This is a genomic window from Mesorhizobium sp. M0478, assembly GCF_040321305.1.
In the GTDB taxonomy this organism is placed as follows: domain Bacteria; phylum Pseudomonadota; class Alphaproteobacteria; order Rhizobiales; family Rhizobiaceae; genus Mesorhizobium.
This window is the reverse complement of the sequence record NZ_JAMYRH010000009.1, coordinates 143,691-161,308: the sequence shown is the minus strand read 5'-3', so window position 1 is coordinate 161,308 and position 17,618 is coordinate 143,691. Positions and strand designations below refer to the sequence as shown.

At 63.1% G+C, this 17,618-nt stretch carries 15 protein-coding genes; 6 read left to right on the top strand and 9 right to left on the bottom strand.

Features of this window, described 5'->3' with window-relative positions:
* Positions 1–17 precede the first annotated feature (17 nt).
* From NKI64_RS21620 to NKI64_RS21605, 4 genes are all read right to left on the bottom strand, one after another.
* Positions 18–548: a CAP domain-containing protein gene (locus NKI64_RS21620; RefSeq protein ID WP_023671529.1), complete on the bottom strand. Its 531-nt coding sequence runs from the start codon at positions 546–548 to the stop codon at positions 18–20.
* A 146-nt stretch (positions 549–694) separates the two neighbouring features.
* The gene (locus tag NKI64_RS21615; RefSeq protein WP_352669893.1) at positions 695–1,327 is read right to left on the bottom strand and encodes a LysE family translocator; all 633 of its coding nucleotides are present in this window, start codon (positions 1,325–1,327) and stop codon (positions 695–697) included.
* Between the two features lie 155 nt (positions 1,328–1,482).
* A complete protein-coding gene (locus NKI64_RS21610; RefSeq protein WP_023705732.1) occupies positions 1,483–3,456 on the bottom strand; it encodes a pilus assembly protein in 1,974 nt (657 codons plus the stop codon).
* 187 nt (positions 3,457–3,643) lie between these two features.
* Positions 3,644–5,533: a pilus assembly protein gene (locus NKI64_RS21605; RefSeq protein WP_023694757.1), complete on the bottom strand. Its 1,890-nt coding sequence runs from the start codon at positions 5,531–5,533 to the stop codon at positions 3,644–3,646.
* Positions 5,534–5,868: 335 nt separating this feature from the next.
* On the opposite strand from NKI64_RS21605, the gene NKI64_RS21600 reads away from it, so the two are divergent.
* Together NKI64_RS21600 and NKI64_RS21595 are read left to right on the top strand one after the other, a co-directional pair.
* Positions 5,869–6,729, top strand: a complete 861-nt coding sequence (locus tag NKI64_RS21600) for a TIGR01459 family HAD-type hydrolase (protein WP_023671533.1) — start codon at positions 5,869–5,871, stop codon at positions 6,727–6,729.
* A gap of 9 nt (positions 6,730–6,738) precedes the next feature.
* Complete coding sequence (locus NKI64_RS21595) at positions 6,739–7,722, top strand: bifunctional riboflavin kinase/FAD synthetase (RefSeq protein ID WP_023682976.1); 984 nt, start codon at positions 6,739–6,741, stop codon at positions 7,720–7,722.
* A gap of 29 nt (positions 7,723–7,751) precedes the next feature.
* On the opposite strand, the gene NKI64_RS21590 is transcribed toward NKI64_RS21595, so the two are convergent.
* From NKI64_RS21590 to NKI64_RS21575, 4 genes are all read right to left on the bottom strand, one after another.
* Positions 7,752–8,306, bottom strand: coding sequence for an HdeD family acid-resistance protein (locus NKI64_RS21590; protein ID WP_023671535.1), 555 nt, complete (start codon positions 8,304–8,306; stop codon positions 7,752–7,754).
* A gap of 129 nt (positions 8,307–8,435) precedes the next feature.
* Complete coding sequence (locus NKI64_RS21585; protein WP_023671536.1) at positions 8,436–8,849, bottom strand: MAPEG family protein; 414 nt, start codon at positions 8,847–8,849, stop codon at positions 8,436–8,438.
* Between the two features lie 12 nt (positions 8,850–8,861).
* The gene (locus NKI64_RS21580; RefSeq protein WP_023819986.1) at positions 8,862–9,344 is read right to left on the bottom strand and encodes an SRPBCC family protein; all 483 of its coding nucleotides are present in this window, start codon (positions 9,342–9,344) and stop codon (positions 8,862–8,864) included.
* Complete coding sequence (locus tag NKI64_RS21575; RefSeq protein WP_023689559.1) at positions 9,341–9,646, bottom strand: ArsR/SmtB family transcription factor; 306 nt, start codon at positions 9,644–9,646, stop codon at positions 9,341–9,343. Before NKI64_RS21575 ends, NKI64_RS21580 begins: the two co-directional genes overlap by 4 nt.
* 211 nt (positions 9,647–9,857) lie before the next feature.
* Between NKI64_RS21575 and NKI64_RS21570 the strand changes: the two genes are divergently transcribed.
* The 3 genes from NKI64_RS21570 to NKI64_RS21560 all read left to right on the top strand — a co-directional run bounded on the left by NKI64_RS21570 (position 9,858) and on the right by NKI64_RS21560 (position 14,762).
* Positions 9,858–10,661, top strand: a complete 804-nt coding sequence (locus NKI64_RS21570) for a MipA/OmpV family protein (protein WP_031194051.1) — start codon at positions 9,858–9,860, stop codon at positions 10,659–10,661.
* A gap of 234 nt (positions 10,662–10,895) precedes the next feature.
* The gene (gene ileS, locus NKI64_RS21565) at positions 10,896–13,877 is read left to right on the top strand and encodes an isoleucine--tRNA ligase (RefSeq protein WP_023819984.1); all 2,982 of its coding nucleotides are present in this window, start codon (positions 10,896–10,898) and stop codon (positions 13,875–13,877) included.
* 201 nt (positions 13,878–14,078) lie between these two features.
* Complete coding sequence (locus NKI64_RS21560) at positions 14,079–14,762, top strand: hypothetical protein (protein WP_023671541.1); 684 nt, start codon at positions 14,079–14,081, stop codon at positions 14,760–14,762.
* 28 nt (positions 14,763–14,790) lie between these two features.
* Here NKI64_RS21560 and NKI64_RS21555 read toward each other — a convergent pair whose 3' ends face one another.
* Positions 14,791–15,243, bottom strand: coding sequence for a nucleoside deaminase (locus NKI64_RS21555; protein ID WP_023694762.1), 453 nt, complete (start codon positions 15,241–15,243; stop codon positions 14,791–14,793).
* Between the two features lie 180 nt (positions 15,244–15,423).
* Between NKI64_RS21555 and NKI64_RS21550 the strand changes: the two genes are divergently transcribed.
* Entirely contained in the window at positions 15,424–17,607 is a 2,184-nt protein-coding gene (locus NKI64_RS21550) for a pseudouridine synthase (RefSeq protein WP_352669886.1), read from the top strand.
* Positions 17,608–17,618 lie beyond the last annotated feature (11 nt).

The window sequence follows — 17,618 nt, the reverse complement described above, 5'->3', positions numbered from 1 at the left end:
GCCGTAACCGCTGGCTGCTATTTTCCGAGCACCAGGCTCCAGTAGCGGATGGCGCTGTCGCGTCCGTCGCGTACATAGGCGAGGCCGAAGCGGCTGAAATCCGGATCGAGCATGTTGCGGCGGTGGCCAGCCGAATGCATCCAGATGTCGAACAGTTTCTGCTGGTCGAAGCGGCCCTCGGCGATGTTCTCGGCGGCGGCGCCCCGCACGCCATTGTCCTTCATCCGCGACGCGAAATCCTTTCCCCAGCCCGTCGTGTGGCTCATGCGTTCGCGTGAGGCCATATAGCCGGCCTGCTGCCGAGCGGCCTGCTCGAGCTGGGCGTCCGGCACCAGCGCCGGCAGCCCGGCCGAAGCTCGGATGCCGGCCAGCGTCGCGGTGGCGGAGGACGAGACACCGGCGCCTTCGCCGGTCGGCACCGAGACCGTGCTGCAAGCAGCGAGGCCGGCCATGGCTGCAAGGCCGATCAGCAGCAGGCGCCTGTTTGGTTTTGGACTTGCTGCGCCAGAGCGGGTTTGCGCGAGCGGGTGATTGGTGGTGCAGATCATTGTCATGCCTGCCTGACTTAGCGGCGATCATGGCTTTTGCCGGGCAGGGCTGCGAAAATCTCAATCGCTGGCCTCCGTGCAGGTTCGGCCGGCCGATTCGAATGGGAAGGTCGGCGGCCGATGTAGTCTCGGCGCGCTGCGTCCGATCAGCGTTGCGCGTCGGTCGCCATTTTAAGCGCCAGCGCGGCAAGCACCGTGCCCATCATCCAGCGCTGGATGACCATCCATAGCGGCCGTCCGGCAAGAAAGGTGGCGATCGAACCGGCCGTTACCGCGATGATGGCATTGACGGTCAGGCTGATCGAGATCTGCGTGGCGCCGAGCACCAGAAGCTGCGACAGCACATGGCCCTTGCCCAGCGAGATGAACTGCGGCAGCAGCGACAGATAAAGCACCGCCACCTTGGGGTTGAGGAGATTGGTCATCAGGCCCATCGCGAACAGCTTGCGCGGCCTGTCCTTCGGCAGTTCGCGCACCTGGAATGGTGAGCGCCCGCCGGGCCGCACTGCTTGCCAGGCGAGGCATAGCAGATAGAGCGCGCCGGCAATGCGCAGTGCGTAATAGGCAAACGGCACGGCAAGCAGCAGCGCGGTGATGCCCAGCGCAGCCGATACGACATAGAACAGAAAGCCGGCCGCCACGCCGCCGAGCGAGATCAGCCCGGCCTTGGGGCCTTGCGACAGCGAGCGCGAGATCAGGTAGATCATGTTCGGCCCGGGCGTCAGCACCATGCCCAGGCAGACCAGCGCGAAGGCTAGATGGTTGGCGGTTTCGGGCACGGGCAATCTCCGGGAAGCGGTGACGATACCGAGCACGCGTTTTGACTCACCGCAAGAGCATGATGGCCGGAGACTTTGCGCCAGCGTCGAAAATTGGCGAAAGCGGCGAAGCCGCCAATTTCCCCCGCAAGGGGGAAGATCAGCAGCTTCAACCCTCAGCTCACCACGCGCAGGTTCGAGAGCTCGTTGGCGATTTCCTTGAAATTGTCGGACAGCGTGGCGCCGGTCGCGTTCCAGAACAGTTTTGCAGGCTTGCTCGGGTCGGTCGGATCCTTGCGGAAGCGCGAGTCCGACGAGCACGTCTTCAGTGCCTCCATCGCGCTCTTGTCGCCGGCGTCGGTCGTCGACATATCGAGCGCCACCGTCATCACCATGATGTTGGCCGCCTTGGCGTTGTTGCACAGCGTCGCCATCTGCTCGTTGAGCGCGGCGGTGTAGTTGCTCGACGAATAGTTGAGCTGGCCGATGGCGCTCGACGTGCCGCCGAACAGGCGGGTGACCGCAGTGCCGTTGTAGCCAACGCCGGTATAGCCATAGCCGGCATAGGTCGACTTGTTGCCGGCGGGGTCGGAACTCACCGTCGAATAGGTGTTCTCGCCGTCGGTGAGCACGATGACCACCTTGTCATTGCCTCGTTCCGTCTCAGGACGTCCTCCTGTGAAAGGCTCCGTGCTGGAGACGGTGCGCCAGCCCCAGGCCATGCCTTCCGGCACATTGGTGTTGCCGTTGGGCGCCATCAGGTCGATTGCTGCCTTGATCTTGGTCAGCCCGGCGGCGTTGGCGACGTCGGTCAGCGGTGTGATCGGCGTGGTGGTGCAGCTGTAATTCGGACCTGCACCCGTCCCCAGCACCGGAGCATTGATCGGCCGTGGCTGGAAATACTTGGCCATGTTGGACTGCCTGGTCTTGCCGGTGGTGCTCGCCGGATCGTCGTTCCACCAGCTGTTGGCTGCGCCATAGGTCTTGGGGGCCACCTCGTCGGGGTCCTGCGTTATGTACCAATGATTGCCCGGCTCGTCCGGCGCGAACATCGGCACGAACATGGTCGCGGGATCGCCGACGCCGGTGCCGGTGTTGTTCGGTCCGCCGGAGGCCGGCGCGTCGGTGACATTATAGGGGTAGGGACGGACCTCGACGCAGCCCTGCCAGCTGGCGAACGGTCCGTATGTGTCGTTGTAGTCGTATTCGTTGTGGCTGTCCGAGCATGTATGATTGGCACGATATTTGTCGCAGACCACGCGTTTGCTGCCGACGATGCGCTCGTGGCTGGTGACCACTTTCATGTCGCGGTAGAGCGAGAAGCGGGTCAGCATCTGCCCCTCCTGCTCACCCCAGCCAGTGCCTTTCTTGTACCAGATGCCGCCGATCTTCTGGGCATATTTGTCGGCTGCGTTAAGGGTGGACCAGGCGAAATTCTCATTGTGGATGGGCGACAGCCCGTAGGCGTCGATCCACGACGCGTTGTCGTTGCTGGCGCCGACATTGACCGAGGCGGCGAACGGCACAAGGCTGAACTGGACCGGCTTGTCGATCTGCTTGATCATCGCGGCCTGCAAGGCAAGCGTGTCGACGAGCTGCTTGGCGGCTTGCTTGAGAAGGTCGATGCGCTTTTGTCCGGCACCCGTGCCCGTGTTCGACATCGACCCCGAATTGTCGAGCACCATGGCCACTTCCAGCGTGTTCTTCAGCCGGACTTGCGAACACACGGAGTAGGTGACGTTTTCCGACGTCCTGCCGATCAGCATCGCCGCTGCCGGCAGGAAATAGGGCTTGTAGACCAGGCTGGCGCACAGCTTGACGATGCCGCCGCCGGTCGTGCTGCTGGGCAGCGTAACGCTGAGCGTCGTGTCGGCGGGATCGACGTCGTTGAGGTTTGCCTTGAAGAAGTCGAGCGCATAGGCCCGCAACTGGTCGTCGGTGGCGCCTTCCACCAGCCGGCGCGCGGTGGCGAAGTTGGCGGCGTCGAGCGCGTTGACCACCCTCTGCTTCTCGCTGACCACGCCGGTGTAGTCGACGGCCATGGCCACGCCGCCCATCAGTGGCACCATCGCCACAACGGTCATCAGAGCGTAATTGCCGCGGCGGTCACGCCAGAAGTCACGCCGGAATGTGCGCCAGAGTTCACGCATGTGATGTAAGCGGCCCCGCCTGCGGATTCTTCAATGCCGCCACAGTTTCACAAAACGTTGAAGGACGGGTTTGGGAAACTGCTCGATTGCGCGGATAGCGCTTCACCAGGCGCTAACCAAATGCGCCAGCTGCCGAACGCAAAACGCCCCGCCGAGGCGGAGCGCCTTGTTCGAAAGATCGCGCCGATCAGCTGACGATGCGCAGGTTCGACAGTTCGTCGGCGATTTCCTTGAAGCTTTGCGACAAGGTGGCGCCGGTCGCGTTCCAGTACAGCTTCGCCGGTTTGCTCGGGTCGGTCGGATCCTTGCGGAAGCGCGAATCCGAGGAGCATTTCTTGAGCGCATCTATGGCAGTCTTTTCCGCCGGCTTGGAACTAACAAGGTCGAGCGAGACGGTCATCAAGAGAATGTTCGAATTCTTCGCATTGGCGCAAAGGGTTTGCATCTGCTCGTCAAGCGCGGCCGTGTAGTTGGTCGCCGTATAGGTTGTCTTGGCGACGGTCGTGTTGACGAACAGGCGGGTCGCAGGCTCCACTGGCTTCGGAAAATTAGGGCCGGTGTAGCCATAGGCGGCGTAGGTCGATCCATTCTTGGCGTAGTTGCTGGTCATGTCGTTGCTGGGGCCGATGCTATAGGTGTTTGCGCCGTCGGTCAGGACGATGACCACTTTGTCGTTGCCTCTTTCGGTGTTCGGCCGGCCTTGCGTAAAAGGCTCGTTGCTCGACACCGTCCGCCAGCCCCAGGCCAGCCCTTCCGGCACGTTGGTGTTGCCCGTCGGGGCCATGGCATTGATGGCATCCGTCAGGATTTTCTTGCCATCGGTGGTGGTTATGTCCTGCAACGGCGTGATCGCGGCGGTCGTGCATGCCGAATTGGGTCCATCATCGGCCGCAGCGGCTGCTGCGTCCCAGGGCTTTGTCAGAAAATACTTGCGCATATCCGCCTGGCGTTTGGGGACAGTCAGCGTGTCGGAATAATCGATCCACCAATTGTTGGCGTAACCCCACGTCGATGTGCTGGTGCGAGTTGTGTCGGTCCAGAAATTGCCAGCTTCGTCCGGCGCGAACATCGGCACGAACATGGTGGCGGGCGTGCCAGTGGTCGGCGACGTGTCGTCGTCATTATAGGGATACGGCCTCGCCTCCACGCAGCCCTTCCAGGCTTCGTATTTGGCGACGACGGAGGTCTTGCAAGTGCCGTTCGAGTTTTTCTTCGTACAGGTCGTTGCCATCATGTCCTGATAGAGGGTGAAACGCGTCATCTCCTTGTCTTTGTCAGTGCCCCAGCCCGTGCCGCGCTGGTAATAAACGCTGCCTACTTTTTCGATCCATTTGGTGGCATTTGCCGCCGCTGTCATCGTCGACCAATCGAAGTTCTGATGATGGATCGGGGAAATGCCGGTCGTGTCCAGCCACGTCGGCAATGGAGCCGGGGGGATCGGAGCGCCGACATTGACCGACGCAGAAAACGGGACCAGCGAGAACTGCACCGGCTTGGTCACCTGCTTCATTTGTGCGGCCTGGAGCGCCATTGTATTGACAAGCTCGGTCGCGGCCTTCTTGAGCAAATCTATTCGCGGCTGGCCGGTGCCGGAGCCGTTGATGCTCATAGAGCCGGAATTGTCGAGCACGAGAGACACTTCCAGCGTGTTTTTGAGGCGGATCTCCGAGCATGCCGATGTTGTGACGTCGGCGGCGGTTCTTCCGATCATCATGGCCGCTGCCGGCAGGAAATAGGGGTGGTACGTCAATTCGGCGCACAGCTTCAGCGTGCCACCACCTGCGTTGTTGTTGGGAAGCGTCACCGTCAGGGCCGTATTGGCTGCTTTGACGCGGCCGAGATTGGCTTCGAAGAAATCCTTCGCATAGGCCTTGACTGCCGTGTCGGTCGCCCCGGTGACGATCTGCTGTGCCGTGGCAATCCCGGCGGCATCCAGCGCGTTCAGCATGTTCTGCTTTTGGCGCAAGAGATCGGTGTAGTCGATGGCAAGCGCCAGCGCGCCCATCAAGGGCACCATGGTGATCACTGTCATCAAGGCATAGTTGCCGCGTCTGTCGTTCAGAAATCTGCGGATCATGCCTTCAGCACCCCTGCCAGGACCCCAATATCGGTCCGAAGATGCCCACAAAATCGTTAAATTTCAGGTTGCTGAAATGCGTTCAACATGGGCCCATCTTTTCAAGGCTCGTTAACCACTCGGCCCTGGTGATCAGCGGTGCGACATTGTTTCGATAGACCGAAGCTCGGAGAAGGGTGGTTCCTGCCTGTGCAACCTTCGATCAGCCGTTGCGCAACAGCCTGGCAAGTGCCGAAAAGCTGGTGACAGGATGAAATGCTTCGGTTAATGCGGGGCCGGTTGCGGCGGACCGTCGGCTGCAGCTCTCGCAATGATCGTCACAGCAGGTAAACGGCATGGCGGATTCGCCTGATATCATCGGCTCGCTCGCGGATTTGTCGGGCGCCTACTCGGCCATCCTGTGCGATGTCTGGGGCGTGATCCACAATGGCGAATGGCATTTTCCGGCGGCTGCCGAAGCGCTTGCCGCCGCGCGTGCGGCGAAGGTCCCGGTCGTCCTGATCACCAACTCGCCGCGCCGCAATGCCGATGTGGTGGCGCAGATGAATGCGATCGGCGTTCCCGCCGCCGCCTACGACCGCGTCGTGACCTCAGGCGATGTGACCCGCGACCTTATCGCCGAAGGCCCACGAAAAATCTTCCATATCGGCGCCGACCGCGATTTCACCCTCTATGACGGTCTGGACGTCGAGCTCGTCGAGGAGTTCGAGGCCTCCGGCGCGGTCTGCACCGGGCTGTTCGACGACGAGGTGGAAACGCCTGAGGATTACGCCGATCTGCTGCGCCGGCTGCGCGCCAGGAACCTGCCTTTCATCTGCGCCAATCCCGACATCGTGGTCGAACGCGGCGAGCGCATGATCTGGTGCGCCGGCGCCTTGGCGCGCGACTATGCCCAGCTTGGCGGCCGCACGCTGATCGCCGGAAAACCTTATGCGCCGGTCTATGACGTAGCGCTGCGGGAGGTCGCCGTGCTTCTCGGCCGAGACGTCGCGCGCACCGAGGTGCTGGCCATCGGCGACGGCATGATGACCGACGTCAAGGGCGCCGCCGACAACGGCATCGACGTGCTTTACGTCTCGGGCGGCATTCACGCGCGCGACTATGGCGATCCCATGCAGCCGGACCCCGCCAGGCTTGCAGCCTTTCTGCAAAAGCACGGCTACCGGCCGGTCGCCGTCATTCCGAGACTGCGGTAGGGTTGCTGCATGAGCGCAGCTTTCGAACACATTTCAGCAACCGCGCCGCTGCCGCCGCATTTGCGCGGCGGCGTGGTGGCGATCGGCAATTTCGACGGCGTCCATCGCGGCCACCAGGCGGTGCTCGATCGCGCGCTTGCCGAAGCCGGGCGGCGCGGCGTGCCGGCGCTAGTGCTGACCTTCGACCCGCATCCGCGCAAGGTGTTCAGGCCCGATATGCCGCTGTTCGTATTGACGCCGCCGCCGATGAAGGCGCGGCTGCTGTCGCATCTGGGCTTTGCCGCACTCGTCGAACAGCCGTTCACGCGCGCCTTTGCCGGCCTGTCGGCCGAGGCTTTCGTGACCGATGTGCTGGAGACGAACCTCGGCATCACCCATGCCGTCACCGGCTTCGATTTTCACTTCGGCAAGGACCGGCAGGGCGGTCCTGCGTTTCTGATGGCGGCAGGCGAGCGCCATGGTTTCGGCGTCACCCTGGTCGACGCCTTTCGCGACGAGGGCGCCGAGGTGGTGTCGTCGAGCCGTATCCGCGAGCTGCTCTGCGAGGGAGAGGTCGCCGAGGCCGCAGGCCTGCTCGGCTACCGCTTCACCGTCGAAAGCGAAGTGATCGGCGGCCAGCAGCTCGGCCGCACGCTCGGCTTCCCGACAGCCAACATGAGGCTTTCGCCGGAAACGACTCTGAAGGAAGGGATTTATGCCGTCCGCTTTCGCCGCGCCGACGGCACGCTCTATGATGGTGTCGCCAGCTTCGGGCGTCGCCCGACTGTCGACGACAATGGCGCGCCGCTGCTCGAAACCTTCGTCTTCGACTTTGCCGGCGATCTCTATGGCGAGATCTGCGACGTATCGCTCTTCGGCTTTTTGCGTCCCGAGGTGAAGTTCGATGGGCTCGATGGGCTGGTGGCACAAATGAAGCGCGACGAGGCGGAGGCGCGCGCGCTGCTGGCCGGCGTCAGGCCGCTTTCGGATCTGGACGGCGCCATCGCTTTTTGAGCCTTCCGGCCGCTTACCTCTTCAAGCCCCTACTTCTTCAACGCCAGTCCGAGAGCGATGAAGCTCCAGCCCTGGAAGATCAGGTCGATGGCCAGGAACAGGCCGAGCACCCACAGGCTGTTGACCGGCCAGCCCATGGCGATGGTCAGCCCCGCCAGCACGCTGATCAGGCCCGCCGCGACGACCCAGCCCCAGCCCTTTTCCGGTCGGTGGCTATAGCCGACCCAGGCCCTGAGCGCGCCTGAAGCGACCAGCGCCACCGCCAGCAGCAAGGTCAGCACCGTCGAGGCCAGCAGCGGATTGTCGAAGGCAAAGAAACCGGCAACGGCATAAAGTAGGCCGCTGAGCAGCCAATAGAAGAAGCGACTCCAGGTCTTCACGCCGAAGGCATGCACGATCTCGATGATGCCGGCCATCAGCATCAGCCAGCCCACGACATAGACCGAGGCGACGGTGGCGATGAACAGATTGCCGAAGGCAATGCCGCCGAAGATGAGCAGCAGCACGCCGAGCGCGACGAACCACCCCCATTTGTCCCGTGTCCGGCCGATCGCATCTTTGAGGGTATCACCGTGCAGGGTCATGGCTGCATCTCCTCGAAATCGCCTGGCACCTTGCCGGGAGGTTAGCCCCGGCTGTAGCGGACGTCCAGCCGATGGCGACGGCTAGCAAAACAAACAAAGCGTCGGTGGCTTGAGGTTCGCGCGTACGTGTCAATTTATGGCAGCCCACCCAGTCACAAGGACGAGGACAAGCGTGACGATCGCTCCAGAGACGTAGACGATCGTTCTGACACTGCCACCCTTGGCGGCATTGCCGCCGCGTAGGTAAACCCCCAGGTGAAGCAGGCGTATCGCCACATGAACCCAGACAATGGTCGCCAACGTGGCCGACCCAACGCCAACCATCATGGCCAGCACCGCCGGGACGACAAAAGGCGCCAGCGCCTCGACCGAGTTCATATGCACGCGGTCGATCCTGTAGAGGAGATTGGCGTCGTCGGCCGGGATCACCGGACCGGAAAGCGCTCCGGCAAATCCCTTGGACGAACCCGAGTAAACCGCCAGCGCGACTGACAAAAGACAGAGGATCAGTACACCGAGGATGCTTAGCCAATAGGGTTCCATAATTGTGCTCCTTCAGGTCACCTTGCTGGCAAAAAGATCTTGGAATCGCCTGAGATACAGCGGCCAGCCTCGATCACCGTCAATCCCAAAGCGCACGCCTTCCCAGCCTTCGCCATGACGTTCGAGATTGCGATGCTCGATCTCGACGCGGGTCCGGCTATTCGTCTCCGCCGTAAACCGGACTTCCCACTCGCTGGTCATGTCCGGATTGGTCTCGATCTGCCATTGAGGGCTGATATCCCAACTCAGAAGCAGTCGGTTCGGCGGCTCGTAGGCCAGCACCCGTGCCCAGCGGCACTCGCTGCCATCCACACCGCGGTCGTAGACGTGACCGCCAACGCGGGGTTCGAAGATCGTCTCCGCGATCGGCACCGCAAGCAGGTTATGCTCTTTGGGTTTGAAACTGCCGAAGTCCTCGGTGAAGACCTTGAAGGCATGTGCGATCGGAGCCTCGACAAGGATGGAGTGCCTCACGGGCGGTTGATGTGTGCTCATTCCTGCTCCTTCAAGGGCTGTTCGACGACCACTTTGTAGGCGGCCAAGGTCTTGCTCCAGAACCGGTCGAGTTCGGCGCGCAGGCTGGCCAAGCCTTCCGGTTCGACCCGGTAGATGCGTTGCTTGCCTAGCCGTGTGTTGGCCACGAGGCCGGCGTCCTTGAGCACCTTCAGGTGCTGCGAGACCGCCGGCCGGGTGACAGGAAGCGCACGAGCCAATTCCCCGACCGAACAGGGTTGTTCGACCAGCAGTTCGAAGATCGTCCGCCTGGTCGGGTCGCCAAGCGCGGTCCATCTGTTCATGTTAGTCTGCACTAACGCGAATTTAGGCAACCTCGCTATTTCTGTCAACTCGCCACAGGCCCGGCGGCGCCCTGTTCAAATGGGCCACAGCGCAAAAAACAGGGTCGCAGTTGCCGCCACTGCTGTAGATTTTAAGTCAAATTTTACCGAACCGGCGCCATGGCTCTGGCTGCCGGGTGTTCTCTCCGTTTGTTTCGCGTATGGGGTGATGATGCGTATTGTCTGGACGATTCCGCTGTTTCTCGCCTCGGCGCTGCTCACTGTGTCCACCGCCAATGCGGGCGAGGGTGCCTTCGGCTGGATGTCCGGCGACTGGTACCTGACGCTTGGCGCCACCGGCATGGTCGCGCCGAAATTCGAGGGCTCCAACAGCTATCTGCTCAGCGCATCGCCGATCATCTCGCTGGGCAAGGCCGGCCCGGCCGCGCGCTTTACCTCGCGCAACGACAACATCTCGCTGGCGCTGGTCGACGATGGCGGCGTCCGCGCCGGCCTGACCGGAAAATTCCTGTTTTCCCGCGACAGCAAGGATGAGCTCAAGGGCCTCGACCCGGTGCGCTGGGGCGGTGAGGTCGGCGGCTTCTTCGAAATCTATCCGACGGACTGGCTGCGCGCCCGCGCCGAACTGCGCCATGGCATTCGTGCCCATGATGGCTTTGTCGCCGACATCGCCGCCGATGCTTTCTACGACGTGACGCCGACTGTCAGAATTTCGGGCGGACCACGCGTGTCCTTTGCCTCGTCGGGCTATTTCGACTCTTATTATGGTGTCAACGCCAAGGAGGCTGCGGCCTCGGACCTGAGCGAATACCATCCTGGCGGCGGCCTGAAATCGACCGGCCTTGGTGGCGCCATCACCTGGAAGGTGACCGATCCGATGACCGCCAGCCTGTTCGGCGAATATGCGCGCCTGATGGGCCCGGCCGCCGATTCCAGCCTGGTCAAGGAGCGCGGCGACCGTAACCAGTTCACGGTCGGCGTCTCGACCACCTATCGCTTCGACTTCGCGATGTAAGTGAATCGAACAAGAGACGCTTTATTCCTGCGGCTTTCTCGGCTAAAAGCCCGGCAATGACGAGCTTTTCACGCCTTCGCGCGCTGACGATACGAATTACAGGCCCGGTGTTCCGGGCGGCCTGAGCGCCGCCGGAGCCGCCGGGAGTTTTGCGCGCGCCCTCGCGCTTTTTCCAAATCATGATAGTTCACGCCCGAGCTTTTACGCCCGCCGGGCAATGCACATGGCAGACCAATGACCGACACTGTTGAAACGATCGACTATTCCAAGACGCTTTACCTGCCGCAGACGGATTTCCCGATGCGCGCCGGCTTGCCTGAAAAAGAGCCGCTGCTGGTCAAGCGCTGGCAGGACATGGACCTCTATCGCAAGCTGCGCGAGGAGGCGGCCGGCCGCGAAAAATACGTGCTGCATGACGGCCCGCCCTACGCCAACGGCAACATCCATATCGGCCATGCGCTGAACAAGATCCTCAAGGACGTCATCACCCGCTCGTTCCAGATGCGCGGCTATGACGCCAATTATGTGCCGGGCTGGGATTGCCACGGCCTGCCGATCGAATGGAAGATCGAGGAACAGTACCGCGCCAAGGGCAAGAACAAGGACGAGGTGCCGGTCAACGAATTCCGCAACGAATGCCGCGAGTTCGCCGCGAACTGGATCTCCGTGCAGGGCGCGGAGTTTCAGCGACTGGGCGTCATCGGCGACTTCAAGAACCCCTATACGACGATGGCTTTCCATTCGGAGTCACGCATCGCCGGGGAGTTGTTGAAGTTCGCCATGTCCGGCCAGCTCTATCGTGGCTCCAAGCCCGTGATGTGGAGTGTGGTCGAGCGCACCGCGTTGGCCGAGGCCGAGATCGAGTACCAGGATTATGAGTCGGATACGATCTGGGTGAAGTTTCCAGTTGTGTCAGGATTTTGGAGCGTTGAGCACTTTGTATCAGACGCTGCACCGTCCATGCGCGTTCCGGAAAGCGTTGCACTTTTGGACAACGCCCACGTCGTCATCTGGACGACAACCCCGTGGACGATCCCCGGCAACCGTGCCGTCAATTATTCGTCACGGATCGGCTACGGCCTTTATGAAGTTACCGCAGCCGAAAATTCGTTCGGTCCACAGCCCGGTGAAAAGCTGATCTTTGCAGATGCGCTTGCCGAAGACTCCTCGGCCAAGGCCAAGGTCACCTTGAATCGGCTTCGCAGCGTTTCGGTCGAAGAGCTTGGAAGCCTTACACTTTCACATCCCTTCAAAGGTCTCGGCGGCGGCTACGAATTCGCCGTGCCGATGCTGGCCGGCGATCATGTCACCGACGACGCCGGCACCGGCTTCGTCCACACCGCGCCCGGCCATGGCCGCGAGGACTTTGATGCCTGGATGGATGCGGCATCGGATTTGCGCGCACGCGGCATCGACCCTGCCATCCCCTTCACTGTAGATGATGCTGGCTTCTTCACCAGGGACGCGCCGGGTTTTGGCCCGGATCGCGAAGGCGGGGCGGCGCGCGTGATCGACGACAACGGCAAGAAGGGCAATGCCAACCAGGCGGTCATCGACGAGCTGATCAAGCGCAACGCACTGTTCGCGCGCGGCCGGCTGAAGCACAGCTATCCGCACTCGTGGCGGTCGAAGAAGCCGATCATCTTCCGCAACACGCCGCAATGGTTCGTCTATATGGACAAGGACCTCGGCGACGGCACGACGCTGCGCAGCCGTGCGCTGAAGGCGATCGATGACACACGCTTCGTGCCGGCGGCCGGCCAGAACCGTATCCGCGCCATGATCGAGGAACGCCCGGATTGGGTCTTGTCGCGCCAGCGCGCCTGGGGCGTGCCGATCGCCGTCTTTGCCGACGAGGACGGCAATGTGCTGAAGGACGAAGCCGTCAACCAGCGCATCATGGACGCATTCGAGAGGGAAGGCGCCGACGCCTGGTTCGCTGCCGACGCCAAGGAGCGTTTCCTCGGCAATCACGAGGCCTCCAAATGGAAGCAGGTGATGGACATCCTCGACGTCTGGTTCGATTCGGGCTCGACGCATGTCTTCACGCTGGAAGACCGTCCGGACCTGAAATGGCCGGCCGACGTCTATCTCGAAGGCTCCGACCAGCATCGCGGCTGGTTCCACTCCTCGCTGCTCGAAAGCTGCGGCACCAGGGGCAGGGCACCTTACGACACCGTCGTCACCCATGGCTTCACCATGGATGAGGAGGGGCGAAAGATGTCGAAATCGCTCGGCAACACCGTCGTGCCGCAAGACGTCATCAAGCAGTCCGGCGCCGACATTCTGCGGCTATGGGTGGTGACGACGGATTATTGGGAAGACCAGCGTCTCGGCAAGAACGTGCTGCAGACCAACATCGACGCCTACCGCAAGCTCCGCAACACCATCCGCTGGATGCTGGGCACGCTCGCCCATGACGATGGCGAGGAGGTGCCGCTGGACAAGATGCCGGAACTGGAGCGGCTGATGCTGCATCGGCTGGCCGAGCTCGATGAGGTCGTGCGCTCGGGCTACGACGCGTTCGAGTTCAAACGCATCACCCGCACTTTGCTCGACTTCATGGTGGTCGAGCTGTCGGCCTTCTATTTCGACATCAGGAAGGACGCGCTCTATTGCGAAGGACCCGCCAGCGTGAAGCGCAAGGCCTCGGTACAAGTGGTGCGCCACCTCTTCGACTGCCTGGTGAAATGGCTGGCCCCGATGCTGCCCTTCACCACGGAAGAAGCCTGGCTCGACCGTCATCCGGATGCTGTCTCGCTGCATCTCGACCAGTTCCCCGAGATTCCGGCCGACTGGAAGAACGAGGCACTGGCGGAAAAATGGCGCAAGGTGCGGCAGGTCCGCCGTGTCGTCACCGGCGCGCTCGAGATCGCACGCGCTCAGAAGGTCATCGGTGCCTCGCTGGAAGCCGTGCCGGTCGTGAGCCTCGACGATGCCACGCTTGAAGCCGCGATCGCCGATGTCGACATGGCTGAAATGGCGATCACCAGCGATCTCGTCATCGCCCATGGCAAGGCGCCGGAAGGCGCCTTTGCGCTCGACGATGTCAAAGGTGTCGCGGTGGTGGTCGAAAAGGCCGAGGACCGCGGCTTGGTCAAATGCGCGCGTTCGTGGCGCTATACCGCCGATGTCGGGCAGGACGTGGAATTCCCCGACGTGTCTGCCCGCGATGCCGCCGTGCTGCATGAACTCAAGGCTCTGGGACGTTTGTGACTGCTCATAAGCCGGAGCACAAATGCCATGCCGCGTGGGCGAAAACCGCCCGCGCGTTGCCCTTAACGAGTGGTTGAGATAAACACGCGAAACTCCGGAAGACAAATTGTCGCCGGAATTCCGTCGCAAGAGCGTGGACGATGGGGACCGGGCCTTTGGCCGGTGACGATCGAGAGGCTGTCTAGAGTGGGACTTTTTGGCATGACCAAGAGAACTTATGCGCGCGTTGCGCTGCTGGCGCCGCTTGTCGCGTCCGGCCTCGCTCTGTCCGGTTGCATGGGCTCGCCTACCTACGGCACCGACAAGACGGCTGGCGAGCAGCTTGCCGGAGACCTTTCCGGCGCCTTCGCGATCACGCCCAAGCACAAGGAACAGATCGACTACAGGCCGCGTCCGGAGCTGGTAAAGCCGGCGCCGGGGCAGAAGGAAGTGCTGCCGCCGCCGCAGGAAAGCATCGAGACGGCGAGCACCGATTGGCCCGAATCGCCCGAGCAGCGCCGCGCCCGCCTGCGTGCCGACGCCACTGCCCACCAGGACGACCCGTCCTATCAGTCGGGGATCGTCGATGACGTGCAGACCGATCCGGCTTCCGTGAAGAAGGCGCTGGCGGATTCGGGCTCCAGCCACCCGCCGGCCTGGTCGCCGAAGGATTCAGACAAGGGCCGCGCCGCCGAGATCCAGCGCCGCACCGCAGAGCAAAAGCAGGGCGACCCCAACACTCGCAGATATCTGAGCGAGCCGCCTCTGGCCTATCGAGCTGCCTCCGACACGGCGCCGCAGGGCGAACTCGGCGAGGATGAATACAAGAAGGAACGCCGCCTCAAGAAGGAAGCGGCCGCCAAGGGCAAGAGCGGCGGGCTCTTCGACTGGCTGCCCTCCTGGTAGGAACCGTCGCCTTCGGTAGCTGAAGGCTCTACGTTTCGCGTCTTTCCCGAAAGAATTCCCTGAGCAGCAGCGCCGCATCGGCCTCGGCCATGCCCGGATAGATGTCGGGCGTATGGTGGCAGGTCGGCGAAGCGAAGAAGCGCACGCCGTTGACCACCGCGCCGCCCTTCTCGTCGGCCGCGCCGAAATAGAGCCGGCGCAGCCTGGCGAAGGAAATGGCGCCGGCGCACATGGCGCAGGGTTCCAGGGTCACATAGAGGTCGTGGCCGGTCAGCCGCTCGCTCGAGAGCGTTTGGCAGGCCGCGCGGATCGCCAGCATTTCGGCATGCGCCGTCGGATCGGCAAGTTCGCGGGTGCGGTTACCGGCGGATGCCACCACCGTGTCGCCGCTGGCGATGACGGCGCCAACCGGAACTTCTCCGCGCAAGGCGGCGGCTTGCGCCTCTTTCAGCGCCAGCGCCATGAAATCCGGCCGCTTCACGCGGTTTCCATTCCGATTATCTCCTCGCCACTTGGCGGTGATCCTGTTATGGAGCGCGTCAACCCGAATATCGGAACAGATTTTCGGAAATGATCATGCGCCAAATCAAAGTGCTATAGCGTCCTTTGCGCGTCCGAAAGGATGCGCCACGCTGTAGCAGCGCAACAAGGCAAAGGCCACATGGACGACAACGACAAGAAATCTCCGCGCCACAAAGGCCCGGGCAAAAGCGGCCCTGGAGCCGCGGGGCCGCGCCGCGATGGCGCCGCCGGCAAAAGCGGCAAACCCTCCTTCGGGGCCAAGAAACCCTATTCACCGCGCGGCGCCCGGCCCGCAGCGGCTGAGGGCGAGCGGCCCAAGCGCGATTTCAAAAGTGGCGACCGGCCATTCAGCAAAGGTCCGCGTTCCGAAGGCAAGCCCTTCGAAAAGCGCGAGGGACCGCGCAAGCCATATGCACCACGCGGTGACCGGCCGATGGCAGCCGAAGGCGAGCGCAAGCCGTATGAAAAGCGCGAAGGGCCGCGCAAACCCTATGCGCCGCGTGGGGATCGCGCTATGCCGGCCGAGGGTGAACGCAAGCCGTATGAAAAGCGCGAGGGGCCGCGCAAGCCTTATGCACCGCGCGGCGATCGGCCGGTTGCGGCCGATGGCGAGCGGCCAAAGCGCGATTTCAAGGGCGGCGATCGGCCATTCAGCAAGGGGCCGCGTCCCGAAGGCAAGCCTTTCGAAAAGCGTGAAGGGCCGCGCAAGCCCTACGCACCGCGTGGCGATCGGCCTGCTTCCGCCGAGGGCGAAAAGCGTTTTGACCGGCCAAAGAGCGATTTTGGCGATCGCCCGCAGCGCGACGCCGGAGATCGTCCCAAGCGTGACTTCAGCGATCGCCCCAAGCGCGATTTCGGTGGTGACCGGCCGCAAGCATCTGGCGGCGCCTTCAAGCCGCGCCCGCGTCCGGCAGATGCGGAAGAAGCCGGCGAGCGTATCGCCAAGCGGCTGGCCCGCGCCGGCCTGGCGTCGCGCCGCGACGCCGAAGACCTGATCGCGGCGGGCCGTGTCAAGGTCAACAACCGGGCTTTGACCTCGCCGGCCTTCAACGTCATGCCGGGCGACATCATCCATCTCGACGGCATGGAGATCCCGCCGATCGAGCGCACCCGCCTGTTCCTGTTTCACAAGCCGGCCGGCGTCGTTACCACCAACCGCGACCCCGAGGGCCGCAAGACCGTGTTCGACGTGCTGCCGGCCGAATTGCCGCGGCTGATGACCATCGGCCGCCTCGACATCAACACCGAAGGCCTGCTGCTGCTCACCAATGATGGCGGTCTGTCGCGCGTGCTCGAACTGCCTGCCACTGGCTGGCTGCGCCGTTACCGCGTGCGCGTCCATGGCAAGGTCGAGGAAAGCATGCTCGCAGGCCTGCGTGAAGGCATTGCCGTCGACGGCGTCTTCTACGGCGCCATCGAAGCGACGCTCGACCGTGAGCAAGGCACCAACGCCTGGCTGACGATCGGCCTGCGCGAAGGCAAGAACCGCGAAGTGAAGAACATCCTTGGATCGCTCGGCCTCGACGTGACGCGGCTGATCCGTATCTCCTACGGACCGTTCCAGCTCGACGATCTCGCCGAAGGCCATGTGCTGGAGATCAAGGGCCGCGTCTTGCGCGACCAGCTCGGCGAGCGACTGGTCGAGGAATCCGGCGCCAATTTCGACGCCGAGATCATCAAGCCGTTTTCCAACCAGCCGGTGCGGCGAGAGCGTGACGCGGAGCCGGAACGGCCGAAAGTCACCCGCGAGGGTGACCATCGGCCGATCGGCGAGGGCGGTCTGATCAAGAACCGCAAGCGCCGCGAAGGCAGCCGCGACGAAGCGCTCGGCAAGCTGTCGACCAGTCCCGAAAGGGGCGCGAGGCCGGAAAAGAGCTTTGGCGAACGCGGCCCGAGACCCGAGCGCAGCGAGTTTTCGGACAAGCCGCGCAGCGAGTTTCGCGAAAAGCCGCGCGGCGATTTTGGCGACAAGCCCCGTGGAGGCTTCGGCGACAAGCCGCGCGGCGCCTTTGGTGACAAACCGCGCGGCGGCAAGAAGCCCGAGCGCGAGCAGCGGCCGATCGATCCGCCGGGCCAGCGCAAGGCTAATGTCTGGATGGCGCCGGGCGCGCGTCCGATCGGCAAGGGCAGGGCGGAAGCCGATGCCGCCAAGGCGGCCGAGGCCAAGGCGCGCAAGGCGTCATTCAAGCCGTCCTATGGCAAGCCGGCCTATGGCAAGCCGGGCGGAGCCAAGCCGTTCGGCAAGCCGGGTGGCGAGCGTCCGGATGGCGGTCGGGGCGGCGAGCGGCCACGCAACGGTCCCAAGGGCCCGAGGACCAGATGATGCCGGGACTT

Coding starts and splice junctions, on each gene's coding strand:
- NKI64_RS21570 (WP_031194051.1), top strand. CDS start 9,858: ATGCGTATTGTCTGGACGATTCCGCTGTTTCTCGCCTCGGCGCTGCTC.
- NKI64_RS21590 (WP_023671535.1), bottom strand. CDS start 8,306: ATGACCCTGCACGGTGATACCCTCAAAGATGCGATCGGCCGGACACGG.
- NKI64_RS21595 (WP_023682976.1), top strand. CDS start 6,739: ATGAGCGCAGCTTTCGAACACATTTCAGCAACCGCGCCGCTGCCGCCG.
- NKI64_RS21575 (WP_023689559.1), bottom strand. CDS start 9,646: ATGAACAGATGGACCGCGCTTGGCGACCCGACCAGGCGGACGATCTTC.
- NKI64_RS21580 (WP_023819986.1), bottom strand. CDS start 9,344: ATGAGCACACATCAACCGCCCGTGAGGCACTCCATCCTTGTCGAGGCT.
- NKI64_RS21610 (WP_023705732.1), bottom strand. CDS start 3,456: ATGCGTGAACTCTGGCGCACATTCCGGCGTGACTTCTGGCGTGACCGC.
- NKI64_RS21585 (WP_023671536.1), bottom strand. CDS start 8,849: ATGGAACCCTATTGGCTAAGCATCCTCGGTGTACTGATCCTCTGTCTT.
- NKI64_RS21600 (WP_023671533.1), top strand. CDS start 5,869: ATGGCGGATTCGCCTGATATCATCGGCTCGCTCGCGGATTTGTCGGGC.
- NKI64_RS21560 (WP_023671541.1), top strand. CDS start 14,079: ATGACCAAGAGAACTTATGCGCGCGTTGCGCTGCTGGCGCCGCTTGTC.
- ileS (WP_023819984.1), top strand. CDS start 10,896: ATGACCGACACTGTTGAAACGATCGACTATTCCAAGACGCTTTACCTG.
- NKI64_RS21550 (WP_352669886.1), top strand. CDS start 15,424: ATGGACGACAACGACAAGAAATCTCCGCGCCACAAAGGCCCGGGCAAA.
- NKI64_RS21605 (WP_023694757.1), bottom strand. CDS start 5,533: ATGATCCGCAGATTTCTGAACGACAGACGCGGCAACTATGCCTTGATG.
- NKI64_RS21620 (WP_023671529.1), bottom strand. CDS start 548: ATGATCTGCACCACCAATCACCCGCTCGCGCAAACCCGCTCTGGCGCA.